The organism is Agrobacterium bohemicum (genome assembly GCF_001562555.1).
GTDB classification, from domain to species: domain Bacteria; phylum Pseudomonadota; class Alphaproteobacteria; order Rhizobiales; family Rhizobiaceae; genus Agrobacterium; species Agrobacterium bohemicum.
Window position 1 is genome coordinate 48,135 of sequence record NZ_KQ961037.1, and the last position, 17,610, is coordinate 65,744.

Here is a 17,610-nt window from a genome sequence, read left to right on the forward strand (position 1 = left end):
GGTTCTAAGACATTCCCGTGCGTCGACTCACACAAATTGGGTGGGGACGTTTTATTGGTTGACAAATTCGCTCACGCAAATACTTTAACCTTCAAATAAATCATCTACCTCGACGCATTAGTCGAAAACCGTGGAGGGTCACATGCGTATCGTTTGTGTTGGTGGAGGTCCCGCAGGACTGTACTTCGCCCTGTTGATGAAGAAGCTACATCCCGAGCATCAAGTCACCGTGGTCGAGCGTAATCGTCCCTATGACACCTTTGGTTGGGGCGTCGTGTTTTCCGACCAGACCATGGCCTCCATGCAGGTTTGGGATAAGGAAAGCGCTGACGAGATCCAGCAGGCGTTCAACCATTGGGATGATATCGAGGTCCTTTTCAAAGGAACGCGTCAGCGCACGACAGGCCACGGCTTTGTTGGCATCGGCCGCAAGAAGCTGCTGAATATATTGCAGGCGCGCTGCGAAGCGCTGGGCGTCGAACTGACGTTCGAGACCGAGGTGGAAAGCGATCTGGAATACCCGGATGCTGATCTTCTGATCGTGTCGGACGGACTGAACTCTAAAATCCGCAACAAATATGCAGAGATTTTTGAACCCGATATGGCGGTACGGCCGAACCGTTACATCTGGCTCGGTACCAACAAACTGTTCGATGCCTTCACCTTCGATTTCCGCAAGACCGACCACGGCTGGTTTCAGGCGCATATCTACAAGTTCGACGAGAACACCTCGACCTTCATCATCGAGACGACGGAAGAGGCTTATCAGGCGCATGGCCTGGGTGAGATGGATCAGCAGCAATCCATCGATTTCTGCCAGGACCTGTTTGCCGAAACGCTTGATGGTTCGGAACTGATGACCAATGCGCGCCACATGCGTGGCAGCGCTTGGCTGAACTTCACCCGGTTGATCTGCGGCAAGTGGAGCCATTTCAACGGCAATTCCCATGTCGTGCTGATGGGCGATGCGGCTCACACAGCCCATTTCGCCATCGGCTCCGGCACCAAGCTTGCCATCGATGATGCCATCGAGCTGGCCAACCAGTTCAACAAGGCTGGTCACGGCAAGGACAGCATTTCAGATGTTCTTAAAGTCTATGAGGATATTCGCCGCGTCGATGTGGCCCGCATCCAGAATGCGGCACGCAATGCCATGGAGTGGTTCGAAGTGGTGGGCCAGCGTTATGCCGATACACTGCCGCCTGAACAGTTCATGTATTCAATGCTGACCCGCTCGCAGCGTATCAGCCACGAAAATCTGCGGCTGCGCGACAAGGATTGGCTGGAAGGTTACGAACACTGGTTTGCCCAGCTATCCGGCCTTGAGGTCAAGGAGAAAGAGCGCTGCCTGCCGCCGATGTTCACGCCCTATACGCTGCGCGGCACCACGCTTGCCAACCGCATCGTCGTGTCGCCCATGGCGATGTATTCCGCGACCGATGGTGTGCTGGATGATTTCCACATGGTGCATCTGGGCGCGCGCGCCATGGGTGGGGCTGGCTTGATTTTCGCCGAGATGACCTGCGTATCACCCGATGCCCGTATCACACCGGGTTGCCTAGGGCTATGGAACGACAAGCAGATTGCGGGCTGGAAGCGGTTCGTGGACTTCGCCCATGCCAACAGTAACGCCAAGGTCGGCATCCAGATCGGCCATGCCGGACGAAAAGGTGCGACAAAACGTGCCTGGGACGGCATCGACCAGCCGCTTGAGGAAGGGGCATGGCCCTTGTTCTCGGCCTCACCGCTTCCTTATCTGAAACAGAGCGTCGTTCCCAAGGCGATGAACCGGGCCGACATGGATCGCGTCAAGGCCGACTTCGTAGCTGCCACAAAGCGCGCGGCTGAAACCGGTGCCGATTGGCTGGAACTGCACTGCGCCCACGGCTATCTGCTTTCCAGCTTCCTGTCGCCGCTGACGAATGTGCGGACGGACGAATATGGTGGCAGCCACGAAAACATGACACGCTATCCACTGGAGGTGTTCGCCGCCGTTCGTGAAGCATGGCCTGAAAACAAGCCTATCTCGGTTCGCCTGTCCTGCCATGATTGGGCTGAGGGCGGAAACACGCCCGAGGATGCGGCCATCTATGCGCAGATGTTCAAGGATGCAGGTGCCGATCTGATCGACTGCTCGTCGGGTCAGGTTTCCAAGGAAGAAAAGCCTGTGTATGGCCGTCTGTTCCAGACGCCGTTCTCGGACAAGATCCGCAACGAAATCGGCATTCCAACCATTGCAGTTGGCGCGATCTCGGAGGCGGACCACGCCAACTCCATCATCTCCGCAGGCCGTGCCGATCTGTGTGCGGTCGCCCGTCCGCATCTTGCCGATCCATCCTGGGCTCTGCACGAAGCCGCCAAGATTGGCCTGAAATCCGTGGCGTGGCCAAAGCAGTACATGTCTGCCAAAGCACAATACGAAGCCAATCTCGACCGCGCAGCGGCGGCAAAGTGAGGTCGTCATGGTAACGCAAACCCTTGAAGGTCACCATGCGTTGGTAACCGGTGCCGGAAGCGGCATCGGCGCGGCCATTGCCATGACGCTGGCCAAGGCCGGGGCCAAGGTCACACTCGCCGGTCGTCGTCGTCAGCCGCTGGAGGATGTGGCCGCTGCCATTGGCGGTAACAGTCTGGTGCTGGATGGTTTCGATGTCACCCAGCCCGACGCGATTGCCAAGGGCATGGAGACAGCGCACACAACATTCGGGCCTGTTTCCATCCTGGTCAACAATGCTGGGGAAGCGCCGAGTGCGTCCTTCGAGAAGACGTCTCTCGACATGTGGAGCCATGTGCTCTCTGTCGATCTCACCGGCGTGTTCAACGTAACACAGGCAGCGCTTGCCGATCTGAAAAGCCATGGCACCGGTGCCCGCATCATCAACATCGCCTCCACGGCGGGCTTGACGGGTTACGCCTATGTCTCTGCCTACTGCGCCGCCAAGCATGGCGTCATCGGCATGACGCGGGCATTAGCGCTGGAACTGGCCAAGAAGGGTGTGACGGTCAACGCCGTCTGCCCCGGTTTTACCGACACCCCGATCATCCAGCACTCGCTGGAAACCATCATAGAAAAGACCGGCCGCAGCCGTGATGAGGCTTTGGCCGAATTCACCAAGTCGAACCCGCAAGGCCGCCTCATCCAGCCGCAGGAAGTGGCCGATACCGTGCTCTGGCTTGCCTCACCTGGGGCAGGTTCCATCACCGGGCAGGCCATTGCGGTTGCCGGCGGCGAAGTCATGGTTGGTTGAGCGAGAAAGAAGCGAGAAGACATATGCCCTTTACCCATTCCAAGCCGATGCGTTTTGGCGATTGCGATCTGACCGGGATCGCCTACCATCCGGCCTATCTGTCCATGCTGGTCGACGTCAACGAAGCCATGTTCGCGTCCTTCGACGTGACATGGAAAGAAATCATGTTCGAGCGCAAACTGGGCTTGCCGACCGTGACCATGAACCTCGAATTCAAGAAACCCGCCGTCTACGGCGATGTGCTGGATTTCGCCGTCCATGTGCGCTCCATAGGTCGCGCATCGCTCGATCTGGAAACTATTGTCACCGTGCGCGGCGACATCATCTGGACGGTCCGCCAGCGCATCGTGATGACCTCACTGACCGACCATAAATCTCATCCCTGGCCCGACGACATTCGCGCAGGCCTGACACGTTATCTGGAGCCAAGACATGATGCATGAAATCATCCAACCCGATGGTTGGGCAAAGCCCATCGGCTATTCGAACGGTATCAGCGCCCGTGGCCGCATCGTTCAGGTCGGCGGCCAGATCGGCTGGGATGCGCATTACCAATTCCATTCCGACGATTTTGTCGATCAGGTTCGCCAGACACTTTTGAACATCGTCAGCGTGCTGGAAGCGGCCAATGCCAAGCCTGAGCATCTCATCCAGATGACATGGTATTTCACCGATCGCGAAGCCTACAAATCCCGCATGCGGGACATCGGTGCCGTCTACCGTGAGATCATCGGTCGTCACTTTCCGCCCATGGCCGCCGTGCAGGTCGTGGCGCTGATGGAAGATCGCGCCAAGATCGAGATCCAGTCGCTTGCCGTTGTGCCGGACTGATTTCAAGTTCAAAGAGGAGGAGAATTCGATGACCAGCAAAGTCATGCCCGTGGTTACCCGCAAGGGACGGGAAGATACCGGCACCGGCCAGTCCGGCGGTTGCGTGCGCATATCCGGCGTCAGCCCACAGCACACGCCTGCCACTAAAATCTGGTTCGGCAAGGTCTCGAACGATCCCGGCTATCGTTCCTTTCCCCACCACCACGGAGAGGCCGAGACCGGCGGATACGTGCTGAAGGGCAAGGCCCGCATTTATTTCGGCGAGAACTGGCAGGAGTTTCTTGACATGGAAGAAGGCGACTTCATCTTCGTGCCGCCCAACTGGCCGCATATCGAAGTCAACATGTCCACCACAGAGGAACTGGTCTGGCTGACGACGCGCACGCCCGACAACATCGTGGTCAACCTGCCCGACGTTGACGACAGCGTTCTGGTTGGCTTCAGGAGAGCAGAATGAAACTGTTGAGACTAGGCGCACTCGGCGCTGAAAAGCCAGCACTTCTGGCTGATGACGGCACATTGCGCGATCTTTGCGGCATCGTCTCCGACATTGCAGGCGAAATGCTGGGCGATGAGGCTCTAAACCGCATCCGCAGCATCGATCCCGCAAGCCTGCCGCTCGTATCGGCTGACCGCGTGGGTGCCTGCGTCGGCAATGTCGGCAAGTTCATCTGCGTCGGCCTGAACTATGCCGATCACGCCAAGGAGACCGGCAAGGAGCCGCCACCCGAGCCGATCCTGTTCATGAAGGCAACGACAGCGGTTGTCGGCCCGAATGACGATGTCGAGATTCCCCGCACCTCCGCCAAGACAGACTGGGAGGTCGAGCTTGGCGTGGTCATCGGCAAACGCGCCAAATATGTCAGCGAAGCCGATGCGCTATCCCATGTCGCCGGTTATTGCGTGGTCAATGATGTGTCCGAGCGCGCCTTCCAGTCGGAGCGCGGCGGGCAATGGACCAAGGGCAAAAGCCACGATACGTTTGGCCCCATCGGCCCATGGCTGGTCACCCGTGATGAGGTTGCCGATCCACAAAACCTGTCGCTTTGGCTCGATGTGGACGGCCAGCGCCGCCAGACCGGCAACACCTCCACCATGATCTTCGGTGTCGCCCATCTCGTCAGCTATATCAGCCAGTTCATGACGCTGATGCCGGGTGATGTCATCGCCACCGGCACTCCGCCGGGCGTCGGCATGGGCATCAAGCCAACACCCGTCTTCCTTCAGACGGGTCAGGTCATGACGCTCGGAATCGAAGGTCTGGGCGAGCAGCGCCAGACGACCATAGCAGCGAGGGACTAACCATGAGCAATCTCAAAGGCCGTCTAGCCATCGTGACCGGCGGTGCACGCGGACAGGGCGAAGCAGAAGCACGGCTGTTCGCCTCCAAGGGTGCTGCCGTCATCATCGCCGATGTTCTGGCCGACGAAGGCCGCACCTTGGCGCAGGCCTTGCAGGATGACGGGTTCGAAGCACGCTTCGTCCATCTTGATGTGACAGACCCAGCAAGCTGGGCTGGCGTTGTTGCTCTTGCCACCGAATGGAAAGGCCGCATCGATATTCTCGTCAACAATGCCGGGATCATCAATCGCTCGACAGTTGCGACGACGGGTCTCGAAGCATGGGAACGCGTGCTGAAGGTCAATCTGACAGGCGCATTCCTCGGCATACAGGCCGTGACTGACCGCATGGCCGAAAGCGGTGGCGGCTCCATCATCAACATTTCTTCCAATAGCGGCTTTTCCGGCCATTACGACCCGGCTTACACTGCCAGCAAGTGGGGCCTGCGCGGCCTGACCCGCAGTGCGGCCATGGAGCTGGTTTCGAAAAACATCCGCGTCAATGCCGTCTGCCCGGGCCTCGTGGTCACCGGCCTCAACGCCAGCAGCCCGCATTTGAAACCGATGATCGAGATGACGCCGATGAAGCGCAGCGGAAAACCGGAAGAGATTGCCGAACTCGTGCTCTTCCTCGCCTCCGACGCATCCAGCTTCATTACCGGCGAGGATTTCGTCATCGATGGCGGCTTTACCGCAGGTGCAGCCTACCGTCGCGTGGCGAGCGAGACCGGAATTTTTGAAACCTGAAGCAGACAACGCAATGCGATACAAAGTGAAGGACTGGACCTGGGTTTACGACAACGGGGCCAACATACCGAAGTCCGAGAACTGGCCAGGCGTGTGGGTCGAGCCGGCGCGGCAGGCACGTGAGCATTTGGCCGCAGCAGGCCGCGCCCATCTCGATCTTGCCTATGGTGATGCCGAGCGAGAACGCTTCGATCTGTTTCTACCCAACGCAAAACCGCAGGGGCTTGTCGTTTTCGTGCATGGCGGCTTCTGGATGAACCTTGACAAGAGTTTCTGGTCTCATCTGTCCGCCGGTCCTCTCGGACATAACTACGCTTTTGCCGTGCCGAGCTATACGTTAGCGCCGCAGGCAAGGATTGCCGAGATCACCCGCGCTATCGGCAAAGCCGTTTCAGCCGCAGCCGAACGCGTTGAGGGACCTATCCGTCTTATCGGCCATTCGGCTGGCGGGCATCTGGTTACACGGATGATCAGCGCCACGACCCCTTTGGCGCCTGCCATTTCTAACCGCATTGAAAAAACCGTGTCGATCTCTGGTATCCATGATCTGCGACCCATGATCCGGACGAAGCGCAACGAAACGCTTGCCATCGATGCGGCAGAGGCTGCCAGCGAGAGCCCTGCGCTTCTCGAACCTTTGGCCAACACACGCCTTGTTTGCTGGGCAGGGGAGCGGGAAACCTCCGAATTCCTGCGGCAAAACGCGCTTCTGGCCAATATCTGGATCGGGCTCGGAGCGGAAACTGAAGTGGTGATAGAGCCGGATCGGCACCATTTTAACGTCATTGATGGGCTCGCCGATCCCACCCACCCGCTGACCCAAGCGCTCTTGGATTGAATCGATCCTGGTTCGGCAGCAATGAGCGGTGCTCCTCAGTATCCACTGTGGCAAAGCGAACATGACGCGCTTGCAGCGCAATGTTTGAATTCTGCTCAAACGTAAGCGCTCATCCGATACCGTCCGTACGGGTGCCGCTGTTAAAACATCAAAGCTACGACCATAATTCACATTGTCACTCATAGTATTCTCCGCATGATTCATGCCGAAAATGACCGATCTTTCAACGCTGCGCTACGTGGGATGGCTTACCCGCTTTCCACAATACCCAACGCCCGCATTCATCCCTCGACCGACAGACGCCGGATAAGGCCAGCTTCAACGCGCTGGCACCGATGATGGTGGCAACATAATCGAGGCGGAAATCCACTGAGCAAAAAGCCCGAAACTGTTAAGACAAACCGAGCACCTCTCAGACCTCACGCCAAAACATAGTCGCCTATGAATCATCGATTACGTTATGTACGAATCCTGAATGTCGATCCGTCTTAGCAACGCCGGTCGGGCCTGCATTCCTATTGGGCGGCACACAATGTCCATTTAAAACTAATAAATGTGCCTCACCCGCTTCACGGGCACGCGTGGCTTCGACACCAGCATAAGGGCAAGAAGGTTGTGGAATGCAATCTCGTCGATAACAGTGATGATTTGTCCAATCTGATTGGACGCTGCGACGTGGCTCAGGGCGCTCCTGCCTCACTGCATGTACGGTCATTTCTGAATGTCAGAGCGCCGTTGACTTTCATTCAGCCACGTCCGACCAAAGATGAGATAACGAGATCGACATGTGCAGCGACATAGGTGTCGACATTTAGATCCCGACGATCGCCATGTATGATCATTTCAACGATCATCGCCACTATAGGGCCGATAATCACCCGGGCGCTGGCTCTAGGTCCCGTTGCAAACTCTCCGGCCTTGATGCCTTCATCAAGGATGTCTTGCGTATGGATGATGAGAGGTTCGATAAAATCGCTATAGTGCTTATCAACCACATCCGGAAATCGTGTTCCCTCTGATACCACAAAGCGCAAAAGCTCGCGTAACCGCTTGTCACCGGACATCTCATTATATGCGAGAAGTATCAACGATCGGAGCCGCTCGACGCAGTTTCCCTGAATATTCTTGCATTCTTTCAGAAAACGCTCCAGCGGCGAGGCTGCGTGCTGAATCATCGCAGCGAACAGTTCTTCCTTGGTCGAAAAATAGACATAGACCGTGCCCTTTGTCACTCCAACACGATCTGCGATGTCTTCAACGCGCGCTGCGGTGAAGCCGTGTAGAACAAATTCCTCAAACGCTGCCTCTAATATCTGGGTAGGTCGAAGTGCTTTTTGTTCTGCTCTCGTAAGTCTTGCCATTTGTGACCCTTATTCGCTCGTCCACCGACACGCAATCTAAAGAATTTCATTGACTTTCAGGTAAGTCAAATTTATCACCGTTTTATATAAGTTCAAGGGGCAAGACATGAATCGGTTAGTGACATACGCCTTTGCGTCATCACTCATGAGCGGGCTTTACGCTTGTGCACCCAAGGAAGAAGCGCAGGAGAAAGCTCCTCGAGAAGTTGAAACGGTGCAAGTCAGGTCTACCCCCATTGCGGCTGCGGTATCGACCACAGGCGAAATCAACGCCCGCATACAATCCGACCTATCATTCCGCGTGAGTGGGCAGATCATCGAACGCCTTGCTGATGTGGGCCAGCATGTGAAAGCGGGTCAGACTCTGGCCCGGATCGATGCGCAAGAGCAGGAAGCCGATCTACAGGTGGCGCAGGCCACTCTCCAATCGGCACAGGCGCAGCAGACCCAAGCACAGCAGGCATATGATCGTCAGCAGAGTTTGTTCACGACCGGTGTCACAACGAGAGCTGACCTGGATCAGGCGCAGGAAACGCTTCTCACCGGGCAAGGCACTGTCCAGTCTGCGCAGGCGCAGGTCGATAGCGCCCGTGACGCATTATCCCAGACGGAACTTCGGGCTGATGCCGATGGCATCATCACAGCGCGTAACGCGGAGGTGGGTCAGGTGGCACAAGCTGCGCAACTCGTCTTTACACTTGCCCATGATGGCCCGCGCGATGCTGTTATCAATGCCGATGAGGCCACGCTGCTTGGCGGAGAACTCCAAGGCGACATCTATGTCAAGATGTTGTCTGGCGGAGAGCCGATAAAGGCAACCGTCCGCGAGATTTCGCCAACGATCGATACGACGACGGCAACCATCCGGATAAAGCTGGCGCTCGATGCTACCGCCGATGTGCGTCTTGGAAGCCCGGTGGTAGCGACGGCTTATTACAAGCCCGTCGACACGATCGAGTTGCCGTGGTCTGCCATGGCATCCATTTCTGGCCGTCCCGCCGTGTGGGTCGTCGATCAGAAGGATCACTCGATATCCTTGCGCGAAATCAAGGTCGGCACTTATGTCAATGAGCATTTTTCGGTTCGCTCCGGCCTGTCCGAAGGCGAGATCGTCGTGGCAAACGGAACGAAGTTCCTGACCGCGGGCGAAATGGTGGCATATAAAGGAGCCGCACAATGAAACACTTGAAGAGCGTACTGACGCTCCTGCTGGCCAGCACCGTGCTTGTGTCCTGCCAGAAAGAGGAGGACACGCCAGTTGAAAAGCCTCGGCCCGTTCTGTCCGTCGTGGTCGCGCCTGCACCCGTTGCAACGCTGACGCTTCCTGGCACTGTTGCGGCACGCTTCGAAACGCAGTTTGGGTTCCGCATTCTCGGACGCATCGTCGCTCGCAATGTTCAGGTGGGCGATGTGGTGAAAAGGGGCGATATTCTTGCCGCGATTGATCCACTCGCGCTCGAGCTTGCCGTACGAAGCGCGCAGTCTGACCGCGCAAATGCCGAGGCGCAACTTGCCAATGCGATCACCAGCGAACAAAGACAGCGGACGCTCTTCGAACGCCAGTCCGCCGCAAAAGCCACATTCGAAACTGCGCAACAGGAACGCCAGACGGCAGAGGCCAACCTTAACAAGGCACAGGCCAATCTGGACAAGGCCTCCGAACAATTGGGTTATTCCAGAATTCTATCTGAGTTCGATGGCGTGATCACCGGCACGTCTGCGGAGGTTGGTCAGGTTGTTTCGGCAGGACAGAGCGTTGTGACCGTCGCGCGGCCTGAGGAACGTGACGCCGTGATCGATGTTCCCGAATCGACCGCGCTTCTCAAGTCCGGCACCAGCTTTGATGTCTCCCTCCAGTTGGATCCAACGGTGCATGCCCAGGGTCTCATACGTGAGGTTGCGCCGGAGGCAGACGATGCCACTCGCACCAGACGCACGAAGCTGACCCTTGTCCAACCACCCGAGGCCCTCAGGCTCGGTGCGGTCATTACAGCAACCGCCACCGTTGATTCTCAGCCAGTCATCCGTCTCCCGTCGTCTGCCATCAAGACCGACGGGTCGAAGACCTCCGTCTGGATCGTCGACGACAAGGCAGGACGTGTTTCATCCCGTGACGTGACGCTCGACAAGGCTTCCGTGCCGGGTGGAACTGTCGTTGTTGCGACAGGCGTCAATCCCGGAGACCGTGTCGCGGTTGCCGGCGTCAACCAACTGCAAGACGGCCAGGCCGTTCGTATCGACCAGGAGGTTTCCCAGTGAAATCGTTCAATCTTTCTGACTGGGCACTCAACCACCGCTCTCTGGTCTGGTACTTCATGATCGTATTCGTGATAGCGGGTGTTTTCTCCTATTTGAACCTTGGTCGTGAAGAGGACCCGTCCTTCACCATCAAGACAATGATCATCAACGCGCAGTGGCCTGGAGCATCCGCAGAGGAAGTCACGAACCAGGTCACCGATCGAATCGAGAAAAAACTCGAGGAACTCGACGCGCTGGACTATACGCGCAGCGAAACGAAGGCCGGGCAGACAACGATTTACGTGGAACTGTTGCCGACAACGAAGGCCAGGGACGTCGCAGGAAACTGGGTCCGGGTCCGCAACATGATCAACGATATAAAGGGCGACCTGCCAAGTGGCGTGATCGGGCCTTTCTTCAACGACACATTCGGTGATGTGTATGGCAACATCTATGCTTTCACCTCCGATGGCTTGTCGCAACGGCAATTACGCGATCTGGTCGAGGATGCCCGTGCACGGCTCCTGACTGTTGAAAATGCGGGTAAAATTGACGTCATTGGCGCGCAGGACGAAGCGGTCTATCTCGAGTTTTCAACGCGCAAGATCGCCGCGCTTGGCCTTGATCGGCAATCCATCGTCAGTACGCTTCAGAGCCAGAATGCCGTGACGCAATCGGGTTTCATCGATGCCGGACCCGAGCGGATAGCGATCCGTGTCGGGGGTGCATTCGCATCCGAGGAGAGCCTGAAAACGATCAATCTGCGCGTCAATGATCGCTACTTTCCGCTGACTGACGTCGCAACGATCAAACGGGGCTATGTCGATCCGCCGTCTGCGCTGTTCCGTTTCAAGGGAAAACCTGCGATCGGCCTTGCGATCGGCATGACTGCAGGATCCAACCTGTTGCATTTCGGTGAGGAGCTCGACGCTGAAATGAAGCGTGTGGTCGCCGACCTTCCAATTGGCGTGACGGTCGAGCGCGTTTCGGACCAGCCCGCGGTGGTCGATGAGGCCGTTTCCGGCTTCACGACAGCTCTCTTTGAAGCCATCGTCATCGTTCTTGCGATCAGTTTTATCAGCTTGGGCGTTCGCGCCGGTCTGGTCGTTGCGATCTCAATTCCGCTCGTTCTTGCCATCACCTTCGTCTTCATGGAATACACTGGCATATCGCTGCAGCGAATTTCACTTGGTGCCCTCATCATTGCCCTCGGCCTTCTCGTGGACGATGCAATGATTGCGGTCGAAATGATGGTGTCGAGATTGGAGGTCGGCGACGATCTGCGCAAGGCTGCCACATACGTCTATACCTCGACGGCCTTTCCGATGCTGACGGGGACGCTTGTCACGGTTGCCGGTTTTATTCCGATCGGCCTCAACAGCAGCGCGGCTGGCGAGTTCACCTTCACACTCTTCGTTGTCATTGCCGTGTCGCTCGTGGTGTCATGGGTCGTCGCTGTCGTGTTCACGCCGTTGCTGGGCGTGGTCATTCTGCCGAAAACGATGAAATCGCATCATGAACAGAAGGGTCCTGTGGCCCGGGCCTTTGCCTGGTTGCTTCTTCTGGCGATGCGGTGGCGGTGGGTGACAATCATCTCGACCATTGTTGTTTTCGCATTGTCGCTCGGCGGTATGGGTTTGGTGCAACAACAATTTTTCCCGACATCGGACCGCGTCGAATTGATCATCGACTGGAGCTTGCCTCAAAACAGCACCATCGCTGAAACCGACAGGCAGATTGCGCAGTTCGAAAAGGAAAAGCTGGCCGGTAATGCAGATATAGATCACTGGTCGACCTATGTCGGAGAGGGAGCCCCGCGCTTTATTCTTTCCTATGATGTTCAGAGCCCGTCTGCATGGTTTGGTCAGGTCGTCATCGTCGCGAAAGATCTGGAAGCGCGAGATCGCCTAAAGGCTGATCTTCAGGCTTACCTGACAAAGACATTCGCTGGCACGGACGCCTTCGTGAAGTTTCTTGATATAGGTCCTCCGGTCGGCAAGCCCGTCCAGTATCGTCTCAGTGGACCCGATATCCAAAAAGTCCGCGATCTGGCCCATCAGTTTGGCGCAATCGTCAATGCCAATCCTCTACTTTCGAATATGACCTATGACTGGAACGAGCCTGCAAGAGTGGTCAAAGTCGATGTCCTGCAGGACAAGGCCCGGCAACTGGGGGTTTCCTCTCAGGATATCGCCACAGTACTAAACGATGTCGTCGAGGGAACATCGACCACTCAGATCCGGGACGACATCTATCTCATAGATGTGATTGGCCGTGCCGAGGATGTGGAGCGTGGATCGATTGAAACGCTCAAGAACCTGCAGCTTTCGGGGTCAAACGGGAAGTCGGTGCCGCTGTCGGCCGTCGCCAAGTTCCGTTACGAACTTGAGCAGCCGATGATTGCGCGCCGCGACCGCATTCCAACCATTACCTTAAAGGCGGCCGTCATCGGCTCTACTCAACCTGCAACTGTTGTCGAGCAGTTGAAACCGGCCGTAGAGAAATTTGCGGCCGCGCTTCCAGCCGGCTACAAGGTAGAAATCGGCGGGTCGGTTGAATCAAGCGCGGACTCGCAGGGACCTATCGTTGCGGTTGGACCATTTATGCTGTTTGCGATGGCGACTATCCTGATGTTCCAGCTTCAGAACTTCAGTAGGCTGTTCCTGGTTTTCGCAGTCGCTCCGCTTGCACTGATTGGCGTCGTTGCCGCTCTGGTTCTGAGCAATGCTCCGATGGGCTTTGTGGCTATTCTCGGTATTCTTGCTCTGATCGGTATTCTTATCAGAAACTCGGTGATTTTGGTCGTCCAGATAGAGCATCTGCGTGAGGAAGGGGTCCCGCCGTGGAGGGCTGTTATCGATGCGACGGAACACCGTATGAGACCGATCATGCTGACAGCTGCTGCAGCAACCCTCGCCCTCATACCGATCTCGCGTGAAATCTTTTGGGGACCCATGGCCTATGCCATGATGGGTGGCATCGTCGTTGGAACGGTTCTGACCCTTCTGTTCCTACCCGCTCTTTACGTGGCGTGGTTCAGGATACCCGCTGAAGATAGGGAAGTATCGCAGGAACCAGCAACAGTTTGAAAGATGGAGGGCAAGTGAATGCCCTCTTCCCACCCTCGGTAAAAGGCACGGCCTTCATGTTTCTCTTTTCGTCACGATGCCGTAGCGGCGCGCCTGCCATTTTCGCAGGGATTGTCGTTTCGGTCGCCTTGTCGGGCTGCGCCTCACGTCCCACAGCGGCGGTATTGCAACCGGTTGCATTAAAGAGCGACCGAGCGAAGGAAGTCAGCGTCGTTGCCGTCACGAACCGTGACCGGCAAACGAAAGATGCTTCTTTCGGAAACGGAAGGGCTGCGACCACAAGCTACGACCGGTTCACATTTTCTATTCCGCGAAACAGAGATGGGGCTACCATCCAATATCCATCAAGCAAGCCAGATCCGTCTCGCCAGTTCATTGTGACGAAACGCGAGACTTTGAGCGATGGCGATCTCGTTTCCAAAGTTACCGGTTCAGCCAATTTTGATGGGACTGCGGCCGTGTTCGTCCACGGTTACAACTACTCCTACCAGGAGGCGCTGTTTCGCACTGCGCAGATGGCAGCGGACGCTGGCCAGATCGCTGCCCCTGTCATGTTTTCCTGGCCATCTGCCGCCAGTGTGACCGGGTACGTGGCCGATAAGGATGCCGTTCTGTATTCGCGGACCCAGCTCGACAGTCTTCTAACGACGCTTTCCAAGACGCCCAAGGTCAAACGCGTCATCGTCTTCGCCCACAGCATGGGCGGTTTTCTTGCCATGGAAGTGGCCAGACAACTCAAGCTTCAGGGCCACGACGATGTTCTGTCCAAGCTGCAGATTGTTCTTGCTGCTGCCGATATTGATGTTGATGTCTTTCAATCTCAACTTCGCGATATCGGCCGTTTACCAATTCCGATCACTGTTCTGGTGTCAGGCACCGATCGCGCTTTGAGCGTTTCAAGTTTTGTGGGCGGCGAGCGACCTCGCATTGGACTACTCGACATCAACGACCCTTTTATCCAGAAGACTGCGAAGTCCGAGAATGTCCGGGTTATCGACATCTCCGCGCTGAAATCGTCGGATGGACTAGGCCATGACCGTTTTGCCTCACTTGCCCAGTTCGCCGGCGATATCACCAAGGCGGATGCCCGGATGCGTAACAGCGGGACCAATGTCGGGGCATTCGTGTTTGATGCAGCAGGTGCGGCAGTCGCCAGCCCTTTCCGCCTCGTCGGCCATATTGCGAGACAGTGATCTACGTTTAAGAGTTTCATCTGGATTATCGACACTGTTTCGTGACATGTAGCGACAGCTGGCAAACGACCTGTCGAGCCAAGAGCCCTCCACCGCCTCGATAAACATTCCGGCTCGCAACTGAATCTTGCCTATACGTTTCAGCATCTCCTTCACCTTGGGGTAAGAACAGCCGTTTCATGTTGCATACGGCGGCCACGCATTCTTGAAAAGCGGGGCCGCCGTCTGATAGAGGCGAATACCGCCGTGCCGACGAAGGTCCGGCGGCAGTGGCTCAGAATTCCTTCCAGGATTGTTCAGAAGACGTGCCGAACGCACTGGCAATCTTGCGTCCCAGCGCTTTTGCGGGTGATGCGACCAAGCGTGGGTTGTTCGACGCTAGCCGCACTGGTTGATGATTTGCTGTCTGACCGCCAAGATTGAACTGTGCGATCAGCCTGTTCAGGGCATCTGCTTCGCCGGCAAGGGTATGGCTGGCGGCTGTGGATTCCTCGACCATGGCCGCGTTCTGCTGCGTGCCTTGGTCAATGGTGTTGACGGCGGTGTTGATCTCCTGAATGCCGACCGACTGCTCGCGTGCCGATTCCACAATGGCAGTGACGTGGCTGTTGATCTGCTGAACCTCACCGACCATAACTTCCAGAGACTTCCCCGTTTCGCCGACAAGGGCAACACCCGTGCGGACCTGCTCTCCGGATGTGATGATGAGCGCTTTGATTTCCTTGGCAGCGTTGGCCGAACGCTGCGCGAGTTCACGCACCTCCTGGGCGACGACCGCAAAGCCCTTGCCGGCATCGCCTGCACGAGCAGCTTCCACGCCGGCATTCAGCGCGAGCAAATTAGTCTGAAAGGCGATTTCGTCGATTACACCGATGATATTGCTGATCTCGCCGGAGGATTTTTCGATCTGATGCATGGCATGCACAGCGCTGCGCACCACTTCGCCAGCCTTTTCCGCACCAATTCTGGTGCGTGAGACAAGAACACCTGCCTCTTCCGCCCTCTTTGTGGAGTCACGCATCGTCGTCGTGATCTGTTCCAGGGCAGCCGCTGTTTCTTCAACGGAGGCCGCCTGTTGCTCGGTCCGCTTTGCCAGGTCATCGGCAGCCGATCGAATTTCATTGGCACCACCATCGATGCCGCGGGCATTCTCCATGACAGCCTGGAGCGCCTCATGCAGTTTGGTCAGCGAGTTGTTGAAGTCGAGACGCAACGTATCCAGATGTGCCGCGAAGGGCGTCACGATCCGATAGGCGACGTCGCCGTCAGCCAGCCGCTGCAGTCCGGTTGCCAAGGAATCGACGACAAACTGGGATTCCGCCGCCTCGCGCGCCTTTTCCGCTTCCCGCTCCAAGCGATCCCGTTCGCTCATGGAACGATTGGCTTGGGCCTCTTCTTCCATCGCCGTTTTCTGTATCGCGTTTTCACGGAATACAGAGACCGCGGCTGCCATTGCTCCGATTTCGTCAACGCGGTCGAGACTGGGGACTTCTATGGAGACGTCGCTCTGTGCCAGCCGACCCATTGCGGCCGTCATTTGCTTGATGGGAGATGCAATGCTGCGCGCAACGAACCACATCGCCGTGATGCCGCTGGCTGCAATGATGATGCCGACGATAATCTGGAACAGAGTGTCAGCGTTGTTACGGTCTGCCAGCGATGATGTGAGGGCCGTCGCCTCCGCCATTGCCACCGATTTCGGCACTGTGATGATGACCGACCATGGCGTATTCGTCCGACCGATAACGATCGGCGAAAGAGCCGTAAACGTCTCCGAGTTTCCCTCGACGGTATCAAGGCCGGCTTGAATCGAGGGAAGTTGTAATGTGGCCGCAGCGCTGGTCTGGCCGAACGGACTGCCGATGGCATCAGGATGATCACTGGATGCGACGACAAGACCCTTGTAGCTGACGATGGCGACCGTTGCCTTGCCATCATAGATCGATGCCTTCACGTCCTGCGCAAGCTTCTGGACAAAGGTGAGATCGAAATCGGCCCCGGCAACACCAGCGAATTTACCGCCGATGGTGATGGGTACCGACATGGTGGCCAGGTAAACGTCCTTGCCTTGAACGACATAAGGCAATGGGTCGAGGATGCTCTCCCCGGCGCCGCTCTTCGGGCCGAGATACCATCCGCCCTTCATCACACCGTTCGGGTGCAACTCTGCACTGTCATATTCGACAAGGGGTTGGACAGCCAGTTTTCCATCGGCGCTCCGTGTCCAGTAGGGCAGGAAACGACCGGTCGCATCCGAACCGACATTCTGTTTGTCGCGAAAGAGTTGGTCCTGCCCGTCGAGGGCATCGGGCTCCCAGGCGCTGTAGGTGCCGTTGAACCCTGGATTATCTTTCAGGACGTTGAGGAGAATGTCGTTGAATTCCGTGCGGCGCTCGCCAACAGAAGTTGAGGCCATCTTGTCATTCATCGCCGAGACTTCGAACATCCGGGCCATGTTGCGTGCCGAACCAAAAGCCTGGTCAAGCGTCGACTTAATCAAGGCTGCCTGAGCAAGTGCAAGTGTCTTCAGATGGTTCTTGGTGCTGTCTTCCGTCAATGTATCAAGGTTCTCACCGACGAACGCCTTGCTATTTGCGGCGGATATAATGCTATACCCCACCAGTGCGCTGCTTGCCGCAACGACACAGACGCCCGCGAGCAGGACAATTTTTAGCTGAATTGATCGAACGCGCACAGTATACCACTCCTGTTTCTCGGCGCATTA

Annotated in this window: 14 protein-coding genes; 12 read left to right on the forward strand and 2 right to left on the reverse strand. The window is 56.8% G+C overall.

Going from position 1 to position 17,610, the window contains the following annotated elements:
- Positions 1–142: 142 nt before the first annotated feature.
- The 8 genes from ATO67_RS20655 to ATO67_RS20690 are packed head-to-tail and all read left to right on the forward strand — an operon-like array spanning position 143 to position 7,004.
- On the forward strand, positions 143–2,455 hold the full coding sequence (locus ATO67_RS20655; RefSeq protein ID WP_067653497.1) for a bifunctional salicylyl-CoA 5-hydroxylase/oxidoreductase: 2,313 nt from the start codon (positions 143–145) through the stop codon (positions 2,453–2,455).
- Between the two features lie 7 nt (positions 2,456–2,462).
- Complete coding sequence (locus ATO67_RS20660) at positions 2,463–3,248, forward strand: SDR family NAD(P)-dependent oxidoreductase (protein ID WP_067653499.1); 786 nt, start codon at positions 2,463–2,465, stop codon at positions 3,246–3,248.
- 23 nt (positions 3,249–3,271) lie between these two features.
- The gene (locus ATO67_RS20665) at positions 3,272–3,691 is read left to right on the forward strand and encodes an acyl-CoA thioesterase (protein ID WP_067653501.1); all 420 of its coding nucleotides are present in this window, start codon (positions 3,272–3,274) and stop codon (positions 3,689–3,691) included.
- Positions 3,684–4,079 (forward strand): RidA family protein, encoded by a 396-nt coding sequence (locus ATO67_RS20670; protein WP_067653640.1) that lies wholly within the window; start codon positions 3,684–3,686, stop codon positions 4,077–4,079. Before ATO67_RS20665 ends, ATO67_RS20670 begins: the two co-directional genes overlap by 8 nt.
- Positions 4,080–4,107: 28 nt before the next feature.
- A complete protein-coding gene (locus ATO67_RS20675) occupies positions 4,108–4,536 on the forward strand; it encodes a cupin domain-containing protein (RefSeq protein WP_067653503.1) in 429 nt (142 codons plus the stop codon).
- A complete protein-coding gene (locus ATO67_RS20680; protein WP_067653505.1) occupies positions 4,533–5,381 on the forward strand; it encodes a fumarylacetoacetate hydrolase family protein in 849 nt (282 codons plus the stop codon). The genes ATO67_RS20675 and ATO67_RS20680 overlap by 4 nt, the downstream gene beginning before the upstream one ends.
- Before the next feature lie 2 nt (positions 5,382–5,383).
- Positions 5,384–6,166, forward strand: a complete 783-nt coding sequence (locus ATO67_RS20685) for an SDR family NAD(P)-dependent oxidoreductase (protein ID WP_067653507.1) — start codon at positions 5,384–5,386, stop codon at positions 6,164–6,166.
- A 13-nt stretch (positions 6,167–6,179) separates the two neighbouring features.
- Complete coding sequence (locus ATO67_RS20690; protein WP_067653509.1) at positions 6,180–7,004, forward strand: alpha/beta hydrolase; 825 nt, start codon at positions 6,180–6,182, stop codon at positions 7,002–7,004.
- A 746-nt stretch (positions 7,005–7,750) separates the two neighbouring features.
- Here the strand turns inward: ATO67_RS20690 and ATO67_RS20695 are convergent.
- The gene (locus ATO67_RS20695) at positions 7,751–8,365 is read right to left on the reverse strand and encodes a TetR/AcrR family transcriptional regulator (RefSeq protein WP_067653510.1); all 615 of its coding nucleotides are present in this window, start codon (positions 8,363–8,365) and stop codon (positions 7,751–7,753) included.
- Between the two features lie 106 nt (positions 8,366–8,471).
- Here ATO67_RS20695 and ATO67_RS20700 point away from each other — a divergent pair, with 106 nt between their 5' ends.
- Genes ATO67_RS20700 through ATO67_RS20715 form a run of 4 tightly spaced genes read left to right on the forward strand, consistent with a single transcriptional unit; the run spans position 8,472 to position 14,885 of the window.
- Entirely contained in the window at positions 8,472–9,545 is a 1,074-nt protein-coding gene (locus ATO67_RS20700; RefSeq protein ID WP_067653512.1) for an efflux RND transporter periplasmic adaptor subunit, read from the forward strand.
- Complete coding sequence (locus tag ATO67_RS20705; RefSeq protein WP_067653514.1) at positions 9,542–10,624, forward strand: efflux RND transporter periplasmic adaptor subunit; 1,083 nt, start codon at positions 9,542–9,544, stop codon at positions 10,622–10,624. Before ATO67_RS20700 ends, ATO67_RS20705 begins: the two co-directional genes overlap by 4 nt.
- On the forward strand, positions 10,621–13,692 hold the full coding sequence (locus ATO67_RS20710; RefSeq protein WP_067653516.1) for an efflux RND transporter permease subunit: 3,072 nt from the start codon (positions 10,621–10,623) through the stop codon (positions 13,690–13,692). The genes ATO67_RS20705 and ATO67_RS20710 overlap by 4 nt, the downstream gene beginning before the upstream one ends.
- A 14-nt stretch (positions 13,693–13,706) precedes the next feature.
- Entirely contained in the window at positions 13,707–14,885 is a 1,179-nt protein-coding gene (locus tag ATO67_RS20715) for an alpha/beta hydrolase (protein WP_342585730.1), read from the forward strand.
- Between the two features lie 274 nt (positions 14,886–15,159).
- Here the strand turns inward: ATO67_RS20715 and ATO67_RS20720 are convergent, their stop codons facing one another.
- The gene (locus tag ATO67_RS20720; RefSeq protein ID WP_157940882.1) at positions 15,160–17,505 is read right to left on the reverse strand and encodes a methyl-accepting chemotaxis protein; all 2,346 of its coding nucleotides are present in this window, start codon (positions 17,503–17,505) and stop codon (positions 15,160–15,162) included.
- Positions 17,506–17,610 lie beyond the last annotated feature (105 nt).